The sequence below is a fragment of the Alcanivorax limicola genome (assembly GCF_019931215.1).
Taxonomy (GTDB): Bacteria; Pseudomonadota; Gammaproteobacteria; order Pseudomonadales; family Alcanivoracaceae; genus Isoalcanivorax; species Isoalcanivorax limicola.
In genome coordinates this window covers 753,171-773,618 of the sequence record NZ_JAIOUB010000002.1, presented here as the reverse complement: position 1 = coordinate 773,618, position 20,448 = coordinate 753,171, and the positions used below count along the sequence as shown (strand labels likewise).

The following is a 20,448-nucleotide window of genomic DNA, read 5'->3' as shown; positions in this document are numbered from 1 at the left end:
ACACCATGAAAACGTCACTGAAAACCTTGACCGGCACCGCCCTCGTCAGCTTGCTGGCATTGGCCCTGCATAGCCCTGCCCTGGCCGCCTGCCCGATGGCCGACAACATGGCGCGACACGCCGAAGCGCTGCAACAAAGCATGGCACGCATCCATGCGCAAACCGATGATGCCGGGCGCCTGCAACAGGTCATTGCCCATCTGGAATTGATGACCGAACAGATGCAGGAGATGACGCACCTGCATGCCGAGGACCCGGCCAGCACCCAACAGGAAAGTCGCGAGAAGCGTCATCAACACCGCTAGCAAAACGTGGTTATACAGCACCGGTGAACACCGGTGTTGTGTAACCAGAAAGGAGAGAATCATGCCCCGCTCACAATACCGCTGGCATCGCTTGCATGCCGGGTGCCTACTGCTGCTGGGAGCAGCAGCGTTCTACGTACTCCTGCTCGATCATGGCGAACATCTGCGCCCGTGGCTGCCGCTGCTGGTCCTGCTCGCTTGCCCGCTGATGCACCTGTTTCTACACCGTAGTCACGGTCGTCAGCATGAGCATGGGCCAGCGAGCGCAAACAAGAATGAGCGACGACCGCGCTGAACAGCCCCATGCGCCATCAGGGGTACTGGCTGAACACCTGGGTCTCGCCGTCGGCATCGAATAACAACACAGCGTAGGCATCCATACGACCATCCATTTCCATGCCCGGCGACCCCACCGGCATGCCCGGCACGGCCAGGCCGCGAGCAAACGGCTGCTCCCGCAGCAGACGCTTGATATCCGCCGCAGGCACATGGCCCTCGATAATATAGCCCTCAACCATGGCGGTATGACAGGAGGCCAACTCGCCGGGGAGGCCGAGGCGATATTTGATCTGCGGCACATTGTTCTGGATATGCTTGTGCACCGTAAAGCCGCTCTCTTGCAGATGTGTCACCCAGTCACCGCAGCAACCACAGGTCGGGCTGTGCCAGACGGTAATCGGCGGCAAGGCGTCGTCTGCTGACACGGTTGCAGCCGCAGGTTGTGCATTGGCATCCGGTCGCGGTGCAAATTGCCAGGCGGCGCCGGCAATAATCACCATGACCAGCAGCACCATGAATATCAACATGGCGACACCTTGCTGCCGGCGCGCGGGGCTTTCTGTTTTCATCAGGTCATCTGTTTTCATCATACGTTTCCTTCATAACGTTCATAACGCTCAATGGTGCGAATGATCCCTGCGCGGTACCGGCAGAGCATCGCTGTCGTCTGTCAAAGGTGTGCCACGCCGTGTCGGTGCACCAAAGTCCGGATCACTGCTCACCTTGTGGGCCACGCTGCCGTCCGGGTGGCGATACCAGCCCGGGTCGCTGAAATCCCCCGGGCGCAGGTCGTCACGCACCTTGATCAGGGTAAACATGCCGCCCATGCCGATATTGCCGAAAGGGCCCTGCCCCATCATCATCGCCAGCGTGTTGTCCGGGCCTTTCATATGACCGCTGTCGGTGTGCGCCTGGTGTTCCGCCATGCCATGCTTTCCCATCGCCATATAGTCTGGCAGCAGTGTCCTGATCTGTGCTTCAAGATCGGACTGCCGCACACCCAGCGTGTTGGGAATATCATGCCCCATGGGATTCATCACGTGATGTGACATGTGGCAATGGAACGCCCAGTCGCCCGGCACCGCTTCGAACTCGAAGTCACGAGCCTGGCCCACCGCCACAATTTCCGTCGCTTCCCGGCGCCAGAGATTGCGCGGCCAGCGCCCCCCGTCGCCACCCGTCACCTCGAACTTGACCCCATGCACATGCATCGGGTGATTCCACATGGACAGGTTGCCGATACGCAGACGCACGCGCTCACCTGTCCTGGCCACCAGCGAATCAATGGCCGGGAACACTTTCGAGTTCATGCTCCACAAATCGAAGTCCTGCATCACCGAGGGATCGGGTCGAGAGGTGTCAGGATGCAACGCCCAGTTATGCAACAGAATGGCGTAGTCACGATCCACCGGCACCTGTTCACCCGCCTTCGGGTGAATGATGAACATGCCCATCATCCCCATGGCCATCTGCACCATTTCATCCGCATGCGGGTGGTACATATGCGTGCCATGCTGCTGCAGGGTAAATTCATAGACGAAGGTTTCGCCCGGCTTGATCGGGGGTTGCGTCACGCCGGTGACACCGTCCATGCCGGAAGGCAGGATCAGGCCATGCCAGTGCACCGAGGTATATTCCGGCAACCGGTTGGTGACATAGATGCGCACCCGATCGCCTTCGACGGCTTCAAGGGTTGGCCCCGGCGTGGTGCCGTTATAGCCCCAGCACCGGGCTTTTGAACCGGGCGCAAATTCGTGCTCGATTTCTTCAGCCACCAGATGAAATTCTTTCACCCCGTCATTCATTTTATAGGGCAAGGTCCAACCGTTGGGTGTCTGCACCGGCATGTAGCCTTGCGGGTGTCGTCGCCCGGCGGTGGCTTCGCCAGCGTTATGGTGCGCATGCCCGGCATCGGCCAGCGCGCGGGTCAGTGTGGCGGCGGGCAACAATGCCCCGGCCGCCAGCATGAAATCTCTGCGTTTCATCAGTGATGGCCTCCCTGATGATGATTGTGATGATCGTGGTTGTGGTGTTCGTGATGGTCGTGGTCTTCATGAGTGGCTGCCGCCGCATCATGCTCCAGCCGCCGGGTGTCGAGCACCGCCGCTTCGGCCTGCGCATCCCGCTCGCTCCCTTCCCATTCGCCGCCCACCGCCAGCACCAGACGTGTGTGCACCTGCCAGTAATCCGCCAGCGTCGCCACCTGCGCACGCCATGCGAGCAACTCATCCTGCTTCGCCGCCAGCAAGTCGAAAATGCCGTCGAACATGTAGTTCACCCGCTCCTGCCGCCGCGCCACCACCTGGGCACGAGCAGGCAACAATGCATCCTCGCGCACTGCCAGGCTTTCGCGGAGCCAGTGCAGTTCCTGATGCAATTGCGCGATGGTATGTCCGGTCTCCTGGCGCAACTGCTCGCGGGAAAGCCGGGCCCGACCCAGCTCCGCCCTGGCGGTCAGCAGCCCCGCCTGATTGCGATGAAAAAGCGGTAACGCCAGGCCCAGAGTGGGACCGGTAAGACGGGTGCCATCACCTTCCCGTTCGTGACGTACCCCGACCTCAAGATCACCCAGCCAGCGATAGCGATTCACCAGCGCAAGATTGTCTTCCAGCCAGGCCTCATCCGCCTGCGCCGCCAGAATATCCGGGCGACGTACCAGTGCCGTGTCGATCAGCGCGGCGACGGGCGGCATGTCAGCGGGCGGCAACGGCAACAAGGTCGGCACCGTCCAGTTCATTGCCGCGTCGTTCGTGGCAGGCGCCGCATCCATGAGGCTGGCCAATTCGTTGCGTGCCCGATCCCGGGCGCGGCGGGCAGCTACCAGCGCCAGGCGCGCCTCCGCCGCCTCTGCATGCAACGTCGACACGGTGAGCGCATTCATATTGCCTGCTTCACGGAAACGGTCGCCGAGCTCCGCAGCCAGCATCGCTGCGCGTGCCACCAGTTCCTGCACCTGCAATGTCTGTTCTGCCGCCACGAGGGCATACCAGGCACTTTCCGTATCGGCTGCCAGGTGGTGAATGGCCGCTTCTGCGCGCAGCAATCCCGCTTCATAACGCGCATCTGCCTGCTCACGCAGTGCGGGCCGCAACAACAGGCCGGCAAAATTTTGCGCAATGCCGATACCCGTTTCATTGCCACCGCCGCCTTCCGGCCGCAGCCAGGACAATGACAGACGCGGGTTGCTCAACTGGCTGGCAGCAACGATATCCGCAGCGGCCAGATCCAGTCGTTGATACTCCAGTTGTACATTGGGGTTACGGGTCAGGGCGTGCAGCACGGCATCCGCGCGGGTCAGTGTGCCCTGCACTGGCGTTGAGGCATGCATGGCTGACTCGGCGACGACACCGCGCGCCGCCAGCGCCTCATTGATGCGCGCTTTCCCGTCGTCCGGTGGCGCGGCCGCGCAGGCCGCCAGCCATGGCAACAACAGCCAGACCAGCCCGGCAGGCGAATAACTTTTCACGATAAAAACTCCCTTGAATGGCTCACTTAAATGGCTTGCAGAAAACCGGTCACACGCGACCGGCAAGGCGCAGCACGGGATTAGCGCGCATGCACCCGCAGCGATTCAGGCAAGGCGCAGGGAGGGTGGCCGCAGTAGCGGCGAAGTATGGGCAGATAGCGGCGGGAAGTGCCGCTGCTCGAAGAAGATATCGACGGTGTCACTGTGCCACTGCAGCACCGACACGGTGAGCGCACTGGCGGTGCTGCACTTGATCAGGCAGAGGGTGTCGCAATCGCCGCAATCATGATCAATGACGGCATGATCACTGGTGGCATGATTGCTAACGGCATGCTCACCAACAGCACGATCGCCAGCATCCGGATCGCTGTGCTGCTGCGGAGCGGCTGCGTGCGCACTGACCGGATCGGCTGCCGAGGGCTCGCCGTCCGCGCAGCCGCCATGCCCCTGCGCCATGAGCGGCAGGGTCATCATGCACAGCACTGCAATCAGATAACGTAGCAACATAGGCTTGAGCATAGCAGAGCCCTCCGCACCCGGCACCCGCTTTCCCGCACGCTTGACCTTGCCATGGTGGTAAGGTTGATCCTGCGCCTGATCTCATTCAGAAGCAGGCCTGCAGAGGGCGCGGAGGGCTATATGTCCGGCAAAAAACGGATCGATCTGGATATCACCGGCATGACCTGTGGCGGCTGTGTCGGCAGAGTCGAGCGGGCGCTCAACGCGGTGCCCGGCGTGACCGAGGCCACGGTGAATCTGGCCACGGCACGCGCCAACGTCACGCACTCCGGCGACGCCACGGTCGAGACACTGCAATCCGCCGTCGCTGACGTAGGCTATGGCGCCACGGCGACAGGCGACACCCCTGGCGCAGATTCACCGGCGGCAGACGCCCGGGAAAAGGATGCAGAGGCCCTCAAACACGCAGTCTGGTTTGCCGCAGCGCTGACCCTGCCGGTATTTGTGCTGGAGATGGGCAGCCATCTGATCCCCGGTATGCATCATTGGGTGATGCACACCATCGGCGAGCGGCCCAACCAGCTCATTCAGGCACTGCTGACCACGCTGGTACTGTTCGGTCCGGGGCTGCGTTTCTTTCGCGCCGGCGTGCCCGCCTTGCTGCGCGCCGCGCCGGATATGAATTCACTGGTCGCGCTGGGCACCTCCGCCGCCTGGAGCTATTCCATGGTGGCCACTTTCGCGCCGCACTGGTTACCCGAAGACACCGCGCATATCTATTTTGAAGCCGCCGCCGTGATCGTCACGCTGATTCTGCTGGGCCGCTATCTGGAGGCGCGGGCCCGGGGCCGCACCAGCAGCGCAATCAAGCATCTGCTGCAATTGCAGCCGGACACGGCGCGGGTGCAACGCGACGGCCGTGAGCAGGATGTCCCGGTTGCCGAGTTGGTGACCGGTGACCGGATTCGCGTGCGCCCCGGCGAGCGCATCGCTGTGGATGGCGAGATTGCAGAGGGCAGTTCCTTCGTTAATGAATCCATGATCAGCGGCGAACCGCTGCCGGTGGCCAAGGAGCCCGGCGACAAGGTGGTGGGTGGCACCGTCAATGAGCGGGGCAGCTTTGTCTTTCGTGCCGAACGTGTCGGCGCGGATACGGTGCTGGCCAGCATCGTGCGCATGGTCGAAGCCGCTCAGGGCGGCAAGTTGCCGATCCAGGCGCTGGTGGACAAGGTCACCCTGTGGTTCGTGCCCGCCGTGATGGCGGCAGCCGTCGTCACCTTTGTGGTGTGGCTGCTGCTCGGGCCGACACCGGCGCTGACGTTTGCGCTGGTCAATGCGGTGGCGGTACTGATCATTGCCTGCCCCTGTGCCATGGGCCTCGCCACCCCGACATCCATCATGGTCGGCACGGGACGGGCCGCCGAGCTGGGCATTCTGTTCCGCCATGGCGAAGCACTGCAAAGCCTGCGCGACACCGGCATCGTGGCGTTCGACAAGACCGGCACCCTGACCCGGGGCGAACCGCGCCTGACGGATCTGATACCGGCTGCGGGACAGGATCGTGACACGCTGCTGGCGCAGGTGGCCGCCGCCGAACAGGGCTCCGAACATCCACTGGGCCGGGCATTGGTCGATGCCGCCGAGGCCGCAGGCCTGACGCTGCCCGCCACGTCGCAGTTCTCCGCCACGGCCGGGCGCGGCATCGAGGCCACCGTGGGCGGAGAGCGTGTATTGGTGGGCAACCGGCAATGGCTTGAGGACCAGAACGTCGACACCTCTGCCATGCAAAAAGAGGCCGCCAGCCTGTCCGCTGCAGCGAAGTCGCCCCTCTATGTGGCGGTGGCCGGGCAACTCGCCGGGCTATGCGCCGTCGCGGATGCATTGAAACCGAATGCCCGGCAAGCCATCGCCCAGCTCAAGGCCATGGGCCTGAAGGTCGTGATGATCACTGGCGACCAGAGGGCCACGGCGCAAGCCATTGCCCGCGAGGCCGGCATTGATGACGTGCTCGCCGAGGTCATGCCGGACGGCAAGGTCGAGGCACTGGAGAAGCTCCGTCGAGGCGGTACTCCTGTCGCCTTCGTCGGCGACGGCATCAATGATGCCCCGGCCCTGGCCACTGCCGATGTCGGCATCGCCATCGGCACCGGGACCGATATCGCCATCGAGAGCGCCGATGTGGTGCTGATGTCCGGCCAGTTGCCGGGTGTGCCGCGCGCCATTGCCCTGTCGCGGGCCACGCTGCGCAATATTCGCCAGAATCTGTTCTGGGCCTTCGCCTACAATACTGCGCTGATTCCGGTGGCCGCCGGGGTGCTTTATGTGCCGCTGGGCATTCTGCTCTCACCGGTGTTTGCCGCAGGCGCCATGGCCTTGTCCAGCCTGTTCGTGCTGACCAACGCCTTGCGACTGAAGCGCTTCCGGCCCGCAGGTCTGACGGGCGACGAACAGGGGGAGCACGCATGAAGATCGGTGAAGCAGCGGACGCCTCCGGCGTTTCCGCAAAGATGATCCGCTACTACGAAAGCATCGGTCTGATTGATGCGCCACCGCGCTCGGCATCCGGTTACCGGCACTACCGGGAGGATGACATCCACATGTTGTTGTTCATTCGTCGGGGACGGGAGTTGGGGTTCTCCATGGCACAGCTGCGCACGCTGACCAGCCTGTGGCGGGACAAGAGCCGCGCCAGTGCCGATGTGAAACGCCTGGCCAATGCGCACATTGAGACGCTCAATGAACGCATCGCGTCACTGCAGGCCATGGCGGACACGCTGAAAACCCTCGCCCGCCAGTGTCACGGTGACGCGCGCCCCGATTGCCCGATACTGGATGCATTCGCGGCTCACAACGGCCAGAAATAGCTGATCGCCGGCACCGCCACCAGCACGATGATGATTTCCAGCGGCAGGCCCATGCGCCAGTAGTCGCCAAACCGGTAGCCCCCCGGGCCCATCACCAGGGTATTCGACTGGTGGCCGATGGGGGTCAGGAACGCGCAAGAGGCGCCGATCGCCACCGCCATCAGGAAGGCATCCGGGTTCGCGCCCATATGCACGGATACACCATAGGCAATCGGCGCCATGATCAGCGCCGTGGCGGCGTTATTCACCAGATCGGACAGAAACATGGTGGCAACCAGAATAAGGGTCAGCACCCAGATCGGCGACAGGCCGCCGGTCACCTGCACAATAGAGGCGGCCACCAGATCCGTGGTGCCCGTGGTCATCAGCGCCTGCCCCACGGCCATCATGCCGCCCAGCAGCACCAGCACCGACCAGTCGATATCCCGGTACAGTTCGCGCACCGGCAACAGATCAATCAGCACATACACCACCACGGCCAGTAGCAGGGCAATTGGCAGTGACATCACTGTCGCCCCCAGCGCCAGCGCCAGGGCGAACACCGCCAGGCCGGTCAGGGCGCGCATGGGCCGGTTGAGTTTGATATCCCGCTCGGCCAGCGGCAGCAGGCCCAGGTCCGCAATGCTGTCATCGATGCTGTCCGGCTCCCCCTGCAGCAGCAACACGTCGCCGGCCCGAAACGTCTGATCGCGCACCCGGGTGCGGATGGATGCGCCCTCCCGGGCCATGGCCACCACGCTCACCGTCTGCCCAGTCCGGCGCCGCAGAAAGGCACTGTTACGCCCTTCCAGTGGCGAGCGCGGCGGTACCGTGGCTTCCACCAGACGCAGGTCCTCCGGTTTGATGTTCTCCAGCCCGCTGAGCTTGCTGGCGACCAGCTCCAGGCCGTTTTTCTCCAGCAATGGCCGCAACGCTTCCGGGTCGGTGCGCACGATCAGCAGATCACCTTGCTCCAGCACGCGCCAGGCGTGCGGGTGCATATACTGGTTCTTGCCACGCACCAGCCCCACCGCCATGGCATCGTCGGAAAAGACCTCGGAGAGGGAGCCGAGCCGCTCGCCGATGAGGCTGCTGTCTTCAGCAACCCGCAGCTCACAGATATAGCTGTCGATTTCCACATGCCCGCCACCGTCCGCGCCCACGCCCCGTGGCAGCAAACGCCAGCCGATCAATGACACGAAGGCAATGCCTGCCAGTGCCACCAGCCCACCAACGGGCGTGAAATCGAACATGGAAAAAGCTTCACCGGTCAGGTCTGCACGATAGGTCGCGATGATGATATTCGGCGGGGTGCCGATCACTGTGGCCAGGCCGCCCAGAATCGAGCCGAACGCCAGCGGCATCAGGAGAATGCCCGGTGAGCGTTCACGCTTGCGCGCCGACGCCAGCGCCACAGGCAACATGAGCGCCAGGGCACCGACATTGTTCATAAATGCCGAGGCGAAACCCACCACCAGTGCCATCAGGCCGATATGCGCATACAGCGATCCGGTCAGCGGCATGATGCGCGCCGTCAGCAGGTCGACCGTGCCGGCGTTACTCAGCGCACGGGAGATGGTCAGCACAGCCGCCACAGTAATCACCGCCGGGTGGCCGAAGCCGGCCAGCGCATCATTGGCGGGCACCCAGCCCGCCAGCACCACCGCCAGCATCGCCATCAATGCCACGACGTCGTAGCGCCATCGCCCCCAGGCGAACAACACCAGGACAATCAGCAACAGCCCCAACATGCTGATGTGGGCAAATTCCATGACCGACAAGACTCCTGTGCAGGACCAAGCGTCAGCATGCCCGTTCCACCGTCAGTGGTCGAGGTCGTCATTGGTAGATACGGCGTCATTCCTTTTACACTGACAGCAAAGGCCATCAACGGAGACAGACGATGCCCGCCAAACAACTGCTGGTCGTCGCCCACGCGCCGTCTGCCAATACACGCAAGCTGGTGGATGCCGTGCTGCGCGGCGCCAGCCATGACGATATCGAGAACGTGAAGACGCGCTGGCTGCCGCCGCTGGAAGCCGGGCCGGATGACGTGCGACAGGCCGATGGCATCATCCTCGGCACAACCGAAAACCTGGGCTACATGAGTGGCGCATTGAAAGATTTCTTTGATCGCAGCTACTACCCGGTACTGGAAGAAAAGCAGGGGCTGCCTTGCGCCGTGTATATCCGCGCCGGCCACGACGGTACCGGCACACGCCGGGCACTGGAAAGCATCCTCACCGGCCTGCGCTGGAAGCTGGTACAGGACATGCTGACCTGCCGGGGAGAATGGCAGGATCAGTTCGAGGCCGATTGCGAAGCGCTGGGCCTGTATATGGCCGCCGGCCTCGACAACGGCATTTTCTGAACTTACAAAACCCACCTTAAATATAGCCGTTTTTTACACTCCGCCCTGACTGATATCGGCATCATGGAAAGGCCTTGCAGGTAACAGGGCGCTGCATTCGGCAGCGCCGGGACCGGGAGTCGTCGTGCTCCCTTTGTCAGGAATACGAAGTGACGTATGAGGAGTGACTTATGAAACGGATGCTGCCCCTTCTGGCACTGGTTGTTGCCGGTGCCACGCATGCCCAGCCCGGATACTGGCTGGATAGTGATGGCGAGCATGTACGAGACGGCTACGGGAACTGTGTGCGCACAGGCTCATGGAGCGAAGAAAAAGCCACAGTGGAATGCGACCCGGACCTGGTTGCCACGCCCCGCGCAGAGCCTGCCCCTCCACCGCCGCCCCGCCCCCGCGCCCCGCGTTTGCACGAAGTCACCCTGTCTGCTGGCGCCACCTTCGCCATCGGCAGCGCCGAGCTGAGCAACGACGGCAAGCGTGAACTGGACGTTCTGGCCGCACAGATCAAGGAGATGGGCAGCAACGTCTCCATGATCACCGTCTCCGGCCACACCGACAACACTGGCAGCGCCGCACTCAACCAGCGACTCTCCAAAGAGCGCGCCGAATCGGTGAAAGCCTATCTGGTGTCAAAGGACATCGAGGCGGACAAGATCGAGACCGAAGGACATGGCTTCGACAAGCCCATTGCCGATAACGACACCGCTCAGGGTCGGGCCCAGAACCGCCGCGTCGAAATCGCGGTTGATGGTGCCATCGCACGCTAACCGCCCTCGCGCTGCGGCCCGCAACGCGGTGCCGCAGCGCCCGACGGGGAGCCTTCACGGGAAATAATCATTGACTACCGGGCAGATTAGCCTAGTCTATACGGGGTGTGACAGTACGAAGTCTTCTTATAAGATCCATTTCGATGCCCGTTTCGGTAGTGTTCGGTCTGTTCTTTATAAGTAAGTACACCGTGTTAAAGCACCAAACCGCTCGCCAACATCATCCCTAATGGCTGATGACGGCAGGCAAAATTACTTATGAAAACAGGAATTTATATCATGTCCGATACCGTAACCGGCACTGTAAAATGGTTCAACGAAGCTAAAGGTTTTGGTTTCATCGAGCAGCAAGGCGGCCCTGACGTGTTCGCTCACTTCAGCGCTATCTCTGGCTCAGGCTTCAAGACACTGACCGAAGGTCAGGCAGTACAGTTCACTGTAACTCAGGGCCAGAAAGGTCCTCAGGCAGAGAACATCGTCGCTATCTGAATTTCAGAATAGCGTGCAACCCGGCTCCGGCCGGGTTGACCAGAAAAAGGCTGCACTCCGGTGCGGCCTTTTTTTGTGGCGCCGACCACCACCGCCGGAAATGACCCCAGGGACCAGGTGTGGCATACTCCGCGCCCCTTGCAGCGCCATCGCCGCCCTGCCTGTACGCCCCTGCCCTCTGATTCCGGAAGAAGACATTGCTGACCACCGCCAACATCACCATGCAGTTCGGCCCCAAGCCACTGTTCGAGAACGTCTCCGTCAAATTCGGCGACGGCAACCGCTATGGCCTGATCGGCGCCAATGGCTCCGGCAAGTCCACCTTCATGAAGATTCTCGGTGGTGATCTGGTCCCCTCCTCCGGCAACGTCTCCAAGGATCCGAACGAGCGCGTCGGCAAGCTGCGCCAGGACCAGTTCGCCTACGAGAAATACTCGGTGGTGGATACCGTCATCATGGGGCACGACGAGCTATGGCAGATCAAGGCAGAGCGCGACGCCATCTACGCCAAGGCAGAAATGACCGAGGAAGACGGGCTGCGTGCCGGTGAGCTGGAAGGTGAGTTCGCGGAAATGGACGGCTACACCGCCGAGTCCCGGGCCGGCGATCTGCTGCTGGGCGTGGGCATTCCCGTGGAGCAGCACTTCGGCCTTATGAGTGATATTGCCCCCGGCCTGAAACTGCGGGTGCTGCTCGCCCAGGTGCTGTTCTCGGACCCGGACATCATGTTGCTGGATGAACCGACCAACAACCTGGATATCAACACCATCCGCTGGCTGGAAGGCGTTCTCAACCAGCGCGATTGCACCATGATCATCATTTCCCACGACCGCCACTTTCTCAACAGTGTCTGCACGCATATGGCGGATCTGGATTTCGGTGAGCTGCGTCTGTACCCGGGCAACTATGACGAGTACATGACTGCCTCCACCCAGGCGCGTGAACGGGTACAGTCTGACAACGCCAAGAAGAAGGCGCAGATTGCCGATCTGAAGCACTTCGTCAGCCGCTTCTCGGCCAATGCCTCGAAATCCAAGCAGGCGACCTCCCGCGCCAAGCAGATCGACAAGATCAAGCTGGAGGAAATCAAGCCCTCCAGCCGCCAGAGCCCGTACATCATCTTCGAGCAGGACAAGAAACTGTTCCGCAACGCGCTGGAAGTAAAGGGGCTGGCCAAACGCTTTGATGAGGAGCTGTTTGCGGATCTGGATCTGACGGTGGAAGTCGGTGAGCGCGTCGCCATCATCGGCCCCAACGGCGTGGGCAAGACCACGCTGCTGCGTTGCCTGGTCGGTGACCTGGCGCCCAGCGCCGGTGAGATCAAGTGGTCCGAAAACAGCACGCTGGGGTATTACGCGCAGGATCATGCCTCGGACTTTGCCGATCCGCTGACGCTGATCCCCTGGATGAATCAGTGGGGCAAGCCCAGTGACGACGAGCAGGTGATTCGCGGCACGCTGGGCCGGCTGCTGTTTTCCCAGGACGACATTGCCAAGAAGGTCAACGTGCTCTCCGGGGGTGAACAGGGCCGCATGCTGTTCGGCAAGATCATGCTGCAGCGCCCGAACATCATGCTGCTGGATGAGCCCACCAACCACCTGGACATGGAGTCCATCGAGTCGCTGAACCTGGCGCTGGAAAACTATCCCGGCACATTGCTGTTCGTCAGCCATGACCGGGAATTCGTGTCATCCCTGGCCACCCGGATCATCGAACTGACGCCCACCGGCATCGTCGATTTCCACGGCAGCTATGAAGACTATCTGCGCAGCCAGGGTGTTGCCTGAAGGGCGCTGCCTGAGACAACCCTAAGGCCGCAACTGCTCCGTCAGAAAGGCGAGCGTGCGATCCAGCGCTTCACGGGTCGGCTCGCCCTGCTCATCAATCAGGTGCGTGGTCAGCACACTGTGGGCCGGCGTGCCGGTGCCCTGGCGGGCATGGCGCGCATCGATCTCGATCGCCTCGAACGCGTCACCGAACTCTTCCCGCAAGCGATCAAAGCGCTCGCCCCGGCAGAGCATATCCTGACTGAAGCGCAGCCCCAGAATACGCGCGCCCTGCAACGCGATCTTTTCGTGGGCCGCCGCGACCTCTTCATCGGAAGCATGCAATGCCGCACGCTGGGCACGGGTCGGGCCCACCGGCAATGAAGGCTGCGACAGCACCGGGGCGATGACCGGCGCATCCAGCATCATCGCCAGCCCGAAGTTCCCCGTCAGGCACATCCCCACGACCCCCACGCCGGGGCCGCCGCATTCTTCATGTGCCTGCCGGGCCAGTGCCCGCAGCCAGTCAATCACCGGGCTCGACCGGTTCGCCGCCAGCACCCGGAATTCGCGACTGATACATATCTTGCCGAGGGTCTGCGCGGCATAGGCTTTGGTCAACGGCTTGCCCGGCGTACCGAACAACTGCGGCATATAGACCCGGAAGCCGGCATCCGCCACCCGTTCGGCAAAAGCTGCCACCTGGGGCGTGATGCCCGGCACTTCCGTCAACACGACCACCGCCGGTCCGGAGCCACGGACAAATACAGTGCGCGGCACGGACAGCAAATCATAGTACTGCTGCTCAAATCCCTTTAATGAAGACGTCATAACACCTCACCGTTCCCCTTGTGCAGAAATCAGATGTGCAGAGACCAGACAATAGCAGATTCCGGCACCCTGCCCTCCACAATGCCCCTCGACAATGCCGCCCGTACCGCGCGGTAAACCGCCGCTCTCGCCTCGTGTCATCGTCGTCCGGCCACAAGCTGCTATGATGCCAGCTTTTCAGCAGCCTCCGGAGAAACACAATGACGTCACCTGATCAGTCCCCCGCCACCGTCATGGTCACCGGCGCCTCCGGCTACATTGCGGGCTGGATCGTCAAGGATCTGCTGGATGCCGGGCACACCGTGCACGCCACGGTGCGCAATCCGGATAACGCTGGCAGCGTTGCTCACTTGCAGGCCATTGCGGCACAGGCACCGGGCACACTCAAGCTGTTCAAGGCGGATCTGCTGGACGCACAGAGTTTTGATGCTGCGATGCAAGGCTGCGATATCGTGATGCACACCGCATCGCCGTTTGTGCTCACCGGCTTCAAAAGCGCCCACGAGGCGCTGGTCCGGCCTGCCGTTGAAGGCACCCGCCATGTGCTGGAAGCGGTGAACCGCAACGCCAGCGTGAAGCGTGTGATTGTCACCAGCAGTGTCGCCGCGATTTATGGCGACAATGCGGATCTCGCGCGCAGCGGCAAGGCGGCCTTCAGCGAAGACGACTGGAATACCACCAGCAGCGAGACCCACAACCCGTATCAATACTCCAAGCTCGCCGCCGAACGTGAAGCCTGGGCCATACACTCTCAGCAAGAACGCTGGGACATGGCCACCATCAATCCCGGCATGGTCTACGGCCCGTCACTGACCAACGCCAGCAAATCCGCCAGCATTGATGCCCTGTGCCAGATCGGTGATGGCCGCCTGCGCACCGGGGTGCCGGACCTGCGTTTCGGCGTGGTCGATGTGCGGGATGTGGCCCGCGCGCACCTGCTGGCGGCCTTCAGCCCCGATGCGAGCGGGCGCTATATTCTGGTCAATCAGGACATCAGCATGCTGGGCATCGCGCGTATCCTGCGTGGCCATTTCGGCAAGGCCTACCCGTTCCCGCGCCTGCGTGCGCCGAAGCTGATCGCCTGGGCCTTCGGCCCCTTGATGGGCCCGGTCACACGCCAGTTCATTCGCCTGAATGTGGGCCACAAGATTCGCTTCGACAACCGCCGCAGCAAGGCGCTGGGCGTGCAGTACCGGCCGTTGGCCGACACGCTGACCGAGCATTTCCAGCAAGCGCTGGATGATGGGCTGGTGCGCAAAAGAGGCTGATCACGCCCGGATACGCGGCGCGCGCAGCCACTGGGTCAGCGTCGCTTCGTTCTCCTCCACCGCCGGCATCGGCTCGCCCGGCAGCCGGTTGGCGACCCACCCCGCCAGCCGCAAGCCGCTGGCGCGGATCACTTCTGCGCTGAGCAGGGCGTGATTCAGGCAGCCCAGGCGCATCCCCACCACCAGTATCACCGGCAGTTCCAGCTCTTTGGCCAGATCGGCGAGGGTCTCCCGATCGTTGAGCGGCACCAGCCAGCCCCCCGCGCCTTCCACCAGCAGCAGATCAGGCTCCCGGGCCTGCTCACTGAGCAGCGCCCCCCGTACATACCCCGCCAGGCGCGCCACAGAGAGCCGCTTGCCTTCCTGTTCGGCAGCCAGGTGCGGCGCCATGGGCGCCTGCAGCAGCACCGGATTGATCTGGTCATAAGGCAATTTGATGCTGGCGGCCTGCATCAACTCGCGGGCGTCTTCGTTGGTGGGGCCCGTATGCGTGCCGCAGGGAGAGGGCATGTCATCAGCGCCGGCGGCCACGGGTTTCAGGCCGAGGGTGCGCAAGCCGGCGGCGCTGGCGCGCTCCAGCAGGCGGCTGGCGACCCAGGTCTTGCCGACACCGGTATCGGTGCCGGTGATGAAAAAGCGGCCGCGGGGAACAGGTCTGTCAGTCATGGTGGTGTATCCGGTTGCTGGCTTATTCGGGGCGCCGCAGCACCAGCTGACCGATCTGCCAGGTCACCGGCAGACCCGCATCGGTGCGACGGGTATCGTAGGCCGCCATCATGGCCTGCAGGCGGCGGCGGCCGGTCAGGCCCTGGGGCTGACTGCGGAAGACATGATGGGCGCCGGTGGCGCGCAGCATATGGCTGATGGCGCGCACGTCCGGGTAATGCTGCTGTACTTGCCATTGATGCGCGGTCTCGGTGAACCAGCCCGCCGCGACAAAGGCCGCCTCCCAGTCCTGCAGTGTATGGAAGCGGTTGACGTGTGGCGCGCTGTCCGCTTCGGCCCAGCTGTCGCGCAACTCGCCCAGAGTCCCGGCCACCGGCACGCACAGGGCAAAGACCCCGCCGGGTGCGGTGACACGGGTCAGTTCGGCGGCCAGCGCAGGCAATTGCTGGCACCACTGCAGGGCGAAGGAGGAGTACAGCAGATCCATGCTCTGGTGCGCCAACGGCAGGCGCATGACATCGGCACACACGGCGCTATAGCGCGCATTCAGGCGGCCGCGGGTTTGCGCCTCCTGCAACATCGGCAGGGCAATATCCAGTGCCAGCCAGTGGGTTTGCGGCAAACGTTCCTGCAACCGGCGCGCCATGGGCGCTGTGCCCGCGCCAAGGTCCAGCGCCCGGGTCGGCTGCAGATCAGCAGGCAATAACGCGATCAGGGCGCGGGCGGCACTGAGCTGCACATCGGCGTGGGCATCATAGGTGCGGGCGGCGCCACCGAAATGACGGCTGACCGCACGGCTGCCCGGCGTCGCGGCGGGCGGACTCATGCTTCCCACGGGACGATCTCCTGCTCCCGGTAGAAATCCAGCACCGCCTGCAGAAAGATATCCGGCGCCGACACAAACGGTACGTGCGCCATGTCTGCCAGCAGGGCCCAGTCCATTTCCGGGTGCAGGTGCTGGATGTCGGGAATCACAGCGGCGGGCACCAGATTGTCGTTCTCGCCGAACAGCATCAGCAACGGTTGCTTCAGGCTGGCCAGTGCGTCGCGCAGATCGACATCACGCAGAATCGCCAGACCGCCGCGCAACGCCCGGCCCGCCGGCAGCCCGCAAAAATAAAGGATTTCCTTGAGCCGCCGCGTGTCGTCACGCTGGGTGGCGCTGCCCTTGCAATTCAGGGCGAGAAAACGGATCAGGGTGCCCGCTTCGTCTTCGTCGAACACTTCCGTGAATTTATCCAGAATCGCCGGTGCCATGGCGGCGGGCCAGCCGTCGGCGGTGGTAAAACGCGGGCTGGTGCCGACCGTGATCAGGGACTGCACCCGCTGGGGATACCGGGCCGCCAGGGCGATCCCGACCATGCCACCCAGGGACCAGCCCAGAACATGCGCCTTGTCCGGCATCACTGCGGCCATCTGTTCCACCAGAAAATCCAGCGTGTAATCGTCGTTGGGGAGTGGACTCTGGCCCATGCCGGGCAGATCAATCACGGTCACACGAAAATGCGCCAGCAGGCCGGGCATGACGTCATCCCAGACGATGGAATGCAGGCCCCAACCATGCAACAACACCAGGTCCCTTTTCTCGCTCTGGGGCCCGTCCGGCTCAGCCGCTGTGCTCTGGTACGTGTTATGAAACGGGATCAGTGTCGCCATCAGCGTGCGCTCTCCTCCAGTGCAGCCAGCAGCGTATCCACATCCTGCGGCGTGTGCGCGGCAGACAGGGTGATGCGCAACCGGGCCGTGCCCTCGGGCACCGTGGGTGGGCGGATGGCGGAGATCAGGCAGCCCCGCTCTCGCAACCGCTCGCTCAATGCTACCGCATCGGCATCGCTGCCGATCAGTAGCGGCTGGATCGGGGTCGCGGAATCCATCAGGGTGTAGCCGAGCTGTGCCGCGCCGTCACGGAAGCGGCGGATATGCGCCGCCAGCAGCTCACGGCGATCATCGGCAGCCTGCGTCAGCCGCAGGCTGACCAGAGTCGCCGCCGCCACGGCCGGTGGCATCGCGGTGGTATAGATGTAGGGTCGCGCAAACTGGATCAGCGTCTCGATCAGATCGTCACTGCCCGCCACGAAGGCGCCGAAGCTGCCCAGCGCCTTGCCCAGTGTCGCCATATACACCGGCACCCGATGATCCACGCCCTGCGCGGCAGGGGTGCCTGCGCCCTGCGGGCCGAGCACGCCGAAGCCATGGGCGTCATCCACCATCAGCCAGGCGTCACGGCTTTCTGCGGCATCGCACAACGCAGCCAGTGGCGCCGCGTCGCCATCCATACTGAAGATGCCATCAGTGACCACCAGCTTGCGGCGGGCATCACCGGCTTTATCGAGCTGGGCTCCCAGACTGGCCGGATCATTGTGGAGATAGCGGCGGAACCGGGCGCCGCAGGCCAGCCCGGCGTCGATCAGTGAAGCGTGGTTCAGGCGGTCCTGAAATACCGCGTCCTGCTTGTCGAGCAATGCCCCGATGATTCCCAGGTTGGCCATATAACCGGTGGAAAACAGCAAGGCCCGGGGGCGCCCGGTGGCGTCTGCCAGGGCCTCTTCCAATGCGTGATGATGATAGCTGTGGCCACAGACCAGATGGGAGGCGCCGCTGCCCGCACCCGTATCGCTCGCAGCGTCCTGCAGCGCGCGGATCACATCCGGGTGGTTGGCCAGGCCGAGATAGTCGTTGGCGCAGAAGTTGAGATAGTGCCTGCCGTCCACCCGCGCTTGCCGCCCGGCGGGTGCGGTCTGGGTCAGACGCTGGCGGTAGCGATGCAGGCGCCGGCGCTCGGCCAGCGCCGGCGCCAGATCAAAGGGGTGAGATGCCTGGGCCGTGCTGGCGGGGGCGGACATGCTGGCGAGATGGCCGGCGGCTCAGGAGACGCGTTTGTTCAGCACCGGTTTCGCGGCGCGTTTGCCCATGGCGTCGTAGAACAGCCCCTGTTCTTCCGCTTCCTGCCCGGCGATCTGCGCCTGCAGGGCCTGCTCGGCCGCTTCGTCGGAATAGTCTCCGGCTTCCAGCGTCAGCGGGTGAATGCCCAGGCGATTGAACAGCTGCCGGTCGTGGGTCGCTTCCGGGTTGTCGGTGGTGAGCAAACGCTCGCCGTAGAAGATGGAATTGGCACCGGCCATGAAACACAGGGCCTGGGTCTGGTCGTTCATTTCCTGACGCCCGGCAGACAGGCGCACAAACGATTCCGGCATCAGGATGCGCGCCACCGCAATGGTGCGCACAAACTCGAACGGGTCCAGATCATCGACATCCGCCAGCGGCGTGCCTTCGATCTTGACCAGCATGTTGATCGGCACTGATTCAGGATGGTGCGGCAGGTTGGCCAGTTGCTGGAGCAGGCCGACGCGATCGTGGCGCCCTTCGCCCATGCCGACGATGCCGCCGCAGCACACCTTCATGCCCGCATCGCGGACATTGGCCAGGGTGTTGATCCGGTCATCATAGGTCCGGGTCGTGATCACCTTGCCGTAGTATTCCGGCGAGGTATCCAGGTTGTGGTTGTAGTAATCGAGACCGGCATCTGCCAGCGAGTCCGCCTGATCTTTGGTGAGCATCCCCAGGGTCATGCAGGTTTCCATGCCGAGCGCCTTGACCTGCTTGACCATCTCCAGGACGTAGGCCATGTCTTTCTCACGCGGGCTGCGCCAGGCGGCCCCCATGCAGAAGCGGGATGCGCCTTTCTCTTTGGCCTGCTTCGCCTCCTCGATCACTTTTTGCACTTCGAGCAGCTTCTCTTTTTCCAGCTCGGTGTTGTAGTGCCCGGACTGGGAGCAGTATTTGCAGTCTTCCGGGCAGGCACCGGTCTTGATCGACAGCAGCGTGGACACCTGCACCGCATTGGGATCGAAGTGGGCCCGGTGCACCGAGGCGGCCTGGAACAGGAGATCGTTGAAGGGCAGGGAAAACAGCGCCTCGATGTCATCCCGGCGCCAGTCGTGGCGGGTGCCGGCGCGTGCGCCCTGGCTGACAGAAGACGGGGCGGATGTCGTCGGTGAATTGGCGGTAATGGCTGTCATGTTCCCTGCTCCGGGGCGGCTAGTCTGGGGGCAGATTAGGTAGCCGACAGGGACATGTCAACCAGATGAGCATCTCAAAAGTTTACGAATGGACAATTTTTAACCTGCTCCAGCCACCCTGCCCCCTCTGCCGCTTGCCCGCCGAGATCCCGTCGGGCCTGTGTGCAGGATGCCTGGCAGACATCACCCCCATGGCAATCTGGCAACCCGGCGCGCGGCCGGGCGGGTATGGTGCCTGCCGTTGCGGCTTGCCGCTGGCAGCAGGCGCTGGTCGCGACGGCGGCGCGGCGGGTGATCTGCCGCCGCTGTGTGGCCGTTGTCTGCGCCACCCGCCCGCCTTTGATCGGGTCGTTGCCCCGCTGGCGTACCAGTTTCCGCTGGATTTGCTGTTGCTGGGCTACAAGCGCCAGCGGCGCCTGGTGCTGGAGCGTCCCCTGCTGCATCTTTGGCACACACAGCTGGCACTGATCGCCGACGGCCGTCTGGCTGTGCCGCGCCCGGAAGCGCTGGTGCCCGTGCCGCTGCACTGGCGACGGCTGTGGTGGCGTGGCTTCAATCCCGCTGCACGGCTGGCGGACACGGCGGCCACGCGGCTGGCTATTCCCGTGTTACCGGCCCTGATCCGGCCTACTGCCACACCCTCCCAGCAGGGGCTCGACGCCAGCGCCCGACGTCGTAATTTGCGCAACGCACTGATTGTCGACCGTCCCGTAGACGGCCTGCACCTGGCACTGGTGGATGACGTCGTGACCACCGGCAGCACCGCACAGACCGCCGCGCTCGCACTGCTGCGCGCCGGCGCCGCGCGGGTCGATGTGTGGGCACTGGCGCGCACGCTGCCGGGACCGTCGGACACCTGATCTGCGAGACCCACCTACGCATTGCCTGCCGGACACGGCATAATGCGCGAACAAGAGTCGGC

At 63.4% G+C, this 20,448-nt stretch carries 21 protein-coding genes; 10 read left to right on the top strand and 11 right to left on the bottom strand.

What is annotated here, in order from left to right; genetic code table 11:
* Window positions 1–5 precede the first annotated feature (5 nt).
* Together K8B33_RS09525 and K8B33_RS09520 are read left to right on the top strand one after the other, a co-directional pair.
* Window positions 6–305, top strand: coding sequence for a hypothetical protein (locus K8B33_RS09525; RefSeq protein WP_223425869.1), 300 nt, complete (start codon window positions 6–8; stop codon window positions 303–305).
* Between the two features lie 61 nt (window positions 306–366).
* A complete protein-coding gene (locus K8B33_RS09520) occupies window positions 367–600 on the top strand; it encodes a DUF2933 domain-containing protein (RefSeq protein WP_223425867.1) in 234 nt (77 codons plus the stop codon).
* Window positions 601–616: 16 nt separating this feature from the next.
* On the opposite strand, the gene K8B33_RS09515 is transcribed toward K8B33_RS09520, so the two are convergent.
* From K8B33_RS09515 to K8B33_RS09500, 4 genes are all read right to left on the bottom strand, one after another.
* Window positions 617–1,171 (bottom strand): DUF411 domain-containing protein, encoded by a 555-nt coding sequence (locus K8B33_RS09515; RefSeq protein WP_223425864.1) that lies wholly within the window; start codon window positions 1,169–1,171, stop codon window positions 617–619.
* A gap of 30 nt (window positions 1,172–1,201) precedes the next feature.
* Window positions 1,202–2,569, bottom strand: coding sequence for a multicopper oxidase family protein (locus tag K8B33_RS09510; protein WP_223425862.1), 1,368 nt, complete (start codon window positions 2,567–2,569; stop codon window positions 1,202–1,204).
* On the bottom strand, window positions 2,569–4,050 hold the full coding sequence (locus K8B33_RS09505) for a TolC family protein (RefSeq protein WP_223425860.1): 1,482 nt from the start codon (window positions 4,048–4,050) through the stop codon (window positions 2,569–2,571). The genes K8B33_RS09510 and K8B33_RS09505 overlap by 1 nt, the downstream gene beginning before the upstream one ends.
* Window positions 4,051–4,155: 105 nt before the next feature.
* Window positions 4,156–4,569 carry a hypothetical protein gene (locus K8B33_RS09500; protein WP_223425858.1) on the bottom strand — a complete coding sequence of 138 codons (414 nt, stop codon included), beginning with the start codon at window positions 4,567–4,569 and terminating at the stop codon, window positions 4,156–4,158.
* A 120-nt stretch (window positions 4,570–4,689) separates the two neighbouring features.
* On the opposite strand from K8B33_RS09500, the gene K8B33_RS09495 reads away from it, so the two are divergent.
* Both K8B33_RS09495 and cueR read left to right on the top strand, forming a co-directional pair.
* A complete protein-coding gene (locus K8B33_RS09495; RefSeq protein WP_223425856.1) occupies window positions 4,690–6,975 on the top strand; it encodes a heavy metal translocating P-type ATPase in 2,286 nt (761 codons plus the stop codon).
* The gene (gene cueR / locus K8B33_RS09490) at window positions 6,972–7,373 is read left to right on the top strand and encodes a Cu(I)-responsive transcriptional regulator (protein WP_223425854.1); all 402 of its coding nucleotides are present in this window, start codon (window positions 6,972–6,974) and stop codon (window positions 7,371–7,373) included. Before K8B33_RS09495 ends, cueR begins: the two co-directional genes overlap by 4 nt.
* Here cueR and K8B33_RS09485 read toward each other — a convergent pair.
* Window positions 7,355–9,124 carry an SLC13 family permease gene (locus K8B33_RS09485; RefSeq protein WP_223425853.1) on the bottom strand — a complete coding sequence of 590 codons (1,770 nt, stop codon included), beginning with the start codon at window positions 9,122–9,124 and terminating at the stop codon, window positions 7,355–7,357. The genes cueR and K8B33_RS09485 overlap by 19 nt on opposite strands.
* 131 nt (window positions 9,125–9,255) lie before the next feature.
* On the opposite strand from K8B33_RS09485, the gene K8B33_RS09480 reads away from it, so the two are divergent.
* The 4 genes from K8B33_RS09480 to K8B33_RS09465 all read left to right on the top strand — a co-directional run bounded on the left by K8B33_RS09480 (window position 9,256) and on the right by K8B33_RS09465 (window position 12,763).
* Window positions 9,256–9,723 carry a flavodoxin family protein gene (locus K8B33_RS09480; protein ID WP_223425852.1) on the top strand — a complete coding sequence of 156 codons (468 nt, stop codon included), beginning with the start codon at window positions 9,256–9,258 and terminating at the stop codon, window positions 9,721–9,723.
* A 170-nt stretch (window positions 9,724–9,893) separates the two neighbouring features.
* The gene (locus K8B33_RS09475) at window positions 9,894–10,487 is read left to right on the top strand and encodes an OmpA family protein (protein ID WP_223425851.1); all 594 of its coding nucleotides are present in this window, start codon (window positions 9,894–9,896) and stop codon (window positions 10,485–10,487) included.
* A 279-nt stretch (window positions 10,488–10,766) separates the two neighbouring features.
* Window positions 10,767–10,976 (top strand): cold-shock protein, encoded by a 210-nt coding sequence (locus tag K8B33_RS09470; RefSeq protein WP_223425850.1) that lies wholly within the window; start codon window positions 10,767–10,769, stop codon window positions 10,974–10,976.
* Between the two features lie 197 nt (window positions 10,977–11,173).
* The gene (locus tag K8B33_RS09465) at window positions 11,174–12,763 is read left to right on the top strand and encodes an ABC-F family ATPase (protein ID WP_223425848.1); all 1,590 of its coding nucleotides are present in this window, start codon (window positions 11,174–11,176) and stop codon (window positions 12,761–12,763) included.
* 21 nt (window positions 12,764–12,784) lie between these two features.
* Here K8B33_RS09465 and K8B33_RS09460 read toward each other — a convergent pair whose 3' ends face one another.
* Window positions 12,785–13,573: a dienelactone hydrolase family protein gene (locus tag K8B33_RS09460; RefSeq protein ID WP_223425846.1), complete on the bottom strand. Its 789-nt coding sequence runs from the start codon at window positions 13,571–13,573 to the stop codon at window positions 12,785–12,787.
* A gap of 200 nt (window positions 13,574–13,773) precedes the next feature.
* Between K8B33_RS09460 and K8B33_RS09455 the strand changes: the two genes are divergently transcribed.
* Window positions 13,774–14,841 (top strand): NAD-dependent epimerase/dehydratase family protein, encoded by a 1,068-nt coding sequence (locus K8B33_RS09455; protein WP_223425845.1) that lies wholly within the window; start codon window positions 13,774–13,776, stop codon window positions 14,839–14,841.
* On the opposite strand, the gene bioD is transcribed toward K8B33_RS09455, so the two are convergent.
* Genes bioD through bioB form a run of 5 tightly spaced genes read right to left on the bottom strand, consistent with a single transcriptional unit; the run spans window position 14,842 to window position 19,526 of the window.
* Complete coding sequence (gene bioD, locus K8B33_RS09450; RefSeq protein ID WP_223425844.1) at window positions 14,842–15,507, bottom strand: dethiobiotin synthase; 666 nt, start codon at window positions 15,505–15,507, stop codon at window positions 14,842–14,844.
* 22 nt (window positions 15,508–15,529) lie between these two features.
* Complete coding sequence (gene bioC, locus K8B33_RS09445; protein WP_223426085.1) at window positions 15,530–16,333, bottom strand: malonyl-ACP O-methyltransferase BioC; 804 nt, start codon at window positions 16,331–16,333, stop codon at window positions 15,530–15,532.
* Window positions 16,330–17,163, bottom strand: coding sequence for a pimeloyl-ACP methyl ester esterase BioH (gene bioH / locus K8B33_RS09440; RefSeq protein ID WP_223425842.1), 834 nt, complete (start codon window positions 17,161–17,163; stop codon window positions 16,330–16,332). Before bioH ends, bioC begins: the two co-directional genes overlap by 4 nt.
* Window positions 17,163–18,350, bottom strand: a complete 1,188-nt coding sequence (gene bioF, locus K8B33_RS09435; RefSeq protein ID WP_223425841.1) for an 8-amino-7-oxononanoate synthase — start codon at window positions 18,348–18,350, stop codon at window positions 17,163–17,165. Before bioF ends, bioH begins: the two co-directional genes overlap by 1 nt.
* A gap of 21 nt (window positions 18,351–18,371) precedes the next feature.
* Window positions 18,372–19,526, bottom strand: a complete 1,155-nt coding sequence (bioB, locus tag K8B33_RS09430) for a biotin synthase BioB (protein WP_223425840.1) — start codon at window positions 19,524–19,526, stop codon at window positions 18,372–18,374.
* A 191-nt stretch (window positions 19,527–19,717) separates the two neighbouring features.
* Here bioB and K8B33_RS09425 point away from each other — a divergent pair, with 191 nt between their 5' ends.
* The gene (locus tag K8B33_RS09425; RefSeq protein ID WP_223425839.1) at window positions 19,718–20,386 is read left to right on the top strand and encodes a ComF family protein; all 669 of its coding nucleotides are present in this window, start codon (window positions 19,718–19,720) and stop codon (window positions 20,384–20,386) included.
* The last annotated feature ends 62 nt before the right edge of the window (window positions 20,387–20,448 follow it).

Coding starts and splice junctions, on each gene's coding strand:
- K8B33_RS09525 (WP_223425869.1), top strand. CDS start 6: ATGAAAACGTCACTGAAAACCTTGACCGGCACCGCCCTCGTCAGCTTG.
- K8B33_RS09520 (WP_223425867.1), top strand. CDS start 367: ATGCCCCGCTCACAATACCGCTGGCATCGCTTGCATGCCGGGTGCCTA.
- K8B33_RS09515 (WP_223425864.1), bottom strand. CDS start 1,171: ATGAAAACAGATGACCTGATGAAAACAGAAAGCCCCGCGCGCCGGCAG.
- K8B33_RS09510 (WP_223425862.1), bottom strand. CDS start 2,569: ATGAAACGCAGAGATTTCATGCTGGCGGCCGGGGCATTGTTGCCCGCC.
- K8B33_RS09500 (WP_223425858.1), bottom strand. CDS start 4,569: ATGCTCAAGCCTATGTTGCTACGTTATCTGATTGCAGTGCTGTGCATG.
- K8B33_RS09495 (WP_223425856.1), top strand. CDS start 4,690: ATGTCCGGCAAAAAACGGATCGATCTGGATATCACCGGCATGACCTGT.
- cueR (WP_223425854.1), top strand. CDS start 6,972: ATGAAGATCGGTGAAGCAGCGGACGCCTCCGGCGTTTCCGCAAAGATG.
- K8B33_RS09485 (WP_223425853.1), bottom strand. CDS start 9,124: ATGGAATTTGCCCACATCAGCATGTTGGGGCTGTTGCTGATTGTCCTG.
- K8B33_RS09480 (WP_223425852.1), top strand. CDS start 9,256: ATGCCCGCCAAACAACTGCTGGTCGTCGCCCACGCGCCGTCTGCCAAT.
- K8B33_RS09475 (WP_223425851.1), top strand. CDS start 9,894: ATGAAACGGATGCTGCCCCTTCTGGCACTGGTTGTTGCCGGTGCCACG.
- K8B33_RS09470 (WP_223425850.1), top strand. CDS start 10,767: ATGTCCGATACCGTAACCGGCACTGTAAAATGGTTCAACGAAGCTAAA.
- K8B33_RS09460 (WP_223425846.1), bottom strand. CDS start 13,573: ATGACGTCTTCATTAAAGGGATTTGAGCAGCAGTACTATGATTTGCTG.
- K8B33_RS09455 (WP_223425845.1), top strand. CDS start 13,774: ATGACGTCACCTGATCAGTCCCCCGCCACCGTCATGGTCACCGGCGCC.
- bioD (WP_223425844.1), bottom strand. CDS start 15,507: ATGACTGACAGACCTGTTCCCCGCGGCCGCTTTTTCATCACCGGCACC.
- bioC (WP_223426085.1), bottom strand. CDS start 16,333: ATGAGTCCGCCCGCCGCGACGCCGGGCAGCCGTGCGGTCAGCCGTCAT.
- bioH (WP_223425842.1), bottom strand. CDS start 17,163: ATGGCGACACTGATCCCGTTTCATAACACGTACCAGAGCACAGCGGCT.
- bioF (WP_223425841.1), bottom strand. CDS start 18,350: ATGTCCGCCCCCGCCAGCACGGCCCAGGCATCTCACCCCTTTGATCTG.
- bioB (WP_223425840.1), bottom strand. CDS start 19,526: ATGACAGCCATTACCGCCAATTCACCGACGACATCCGCCCCGTCTTCT.
- K8B33_RS09425 (WP_223425839.1), top strand. CDS start 19,718: ATGGCAATCTGGCAACCCGGCGCGCGGCCGGGCGGGTATGGTGCCTGC.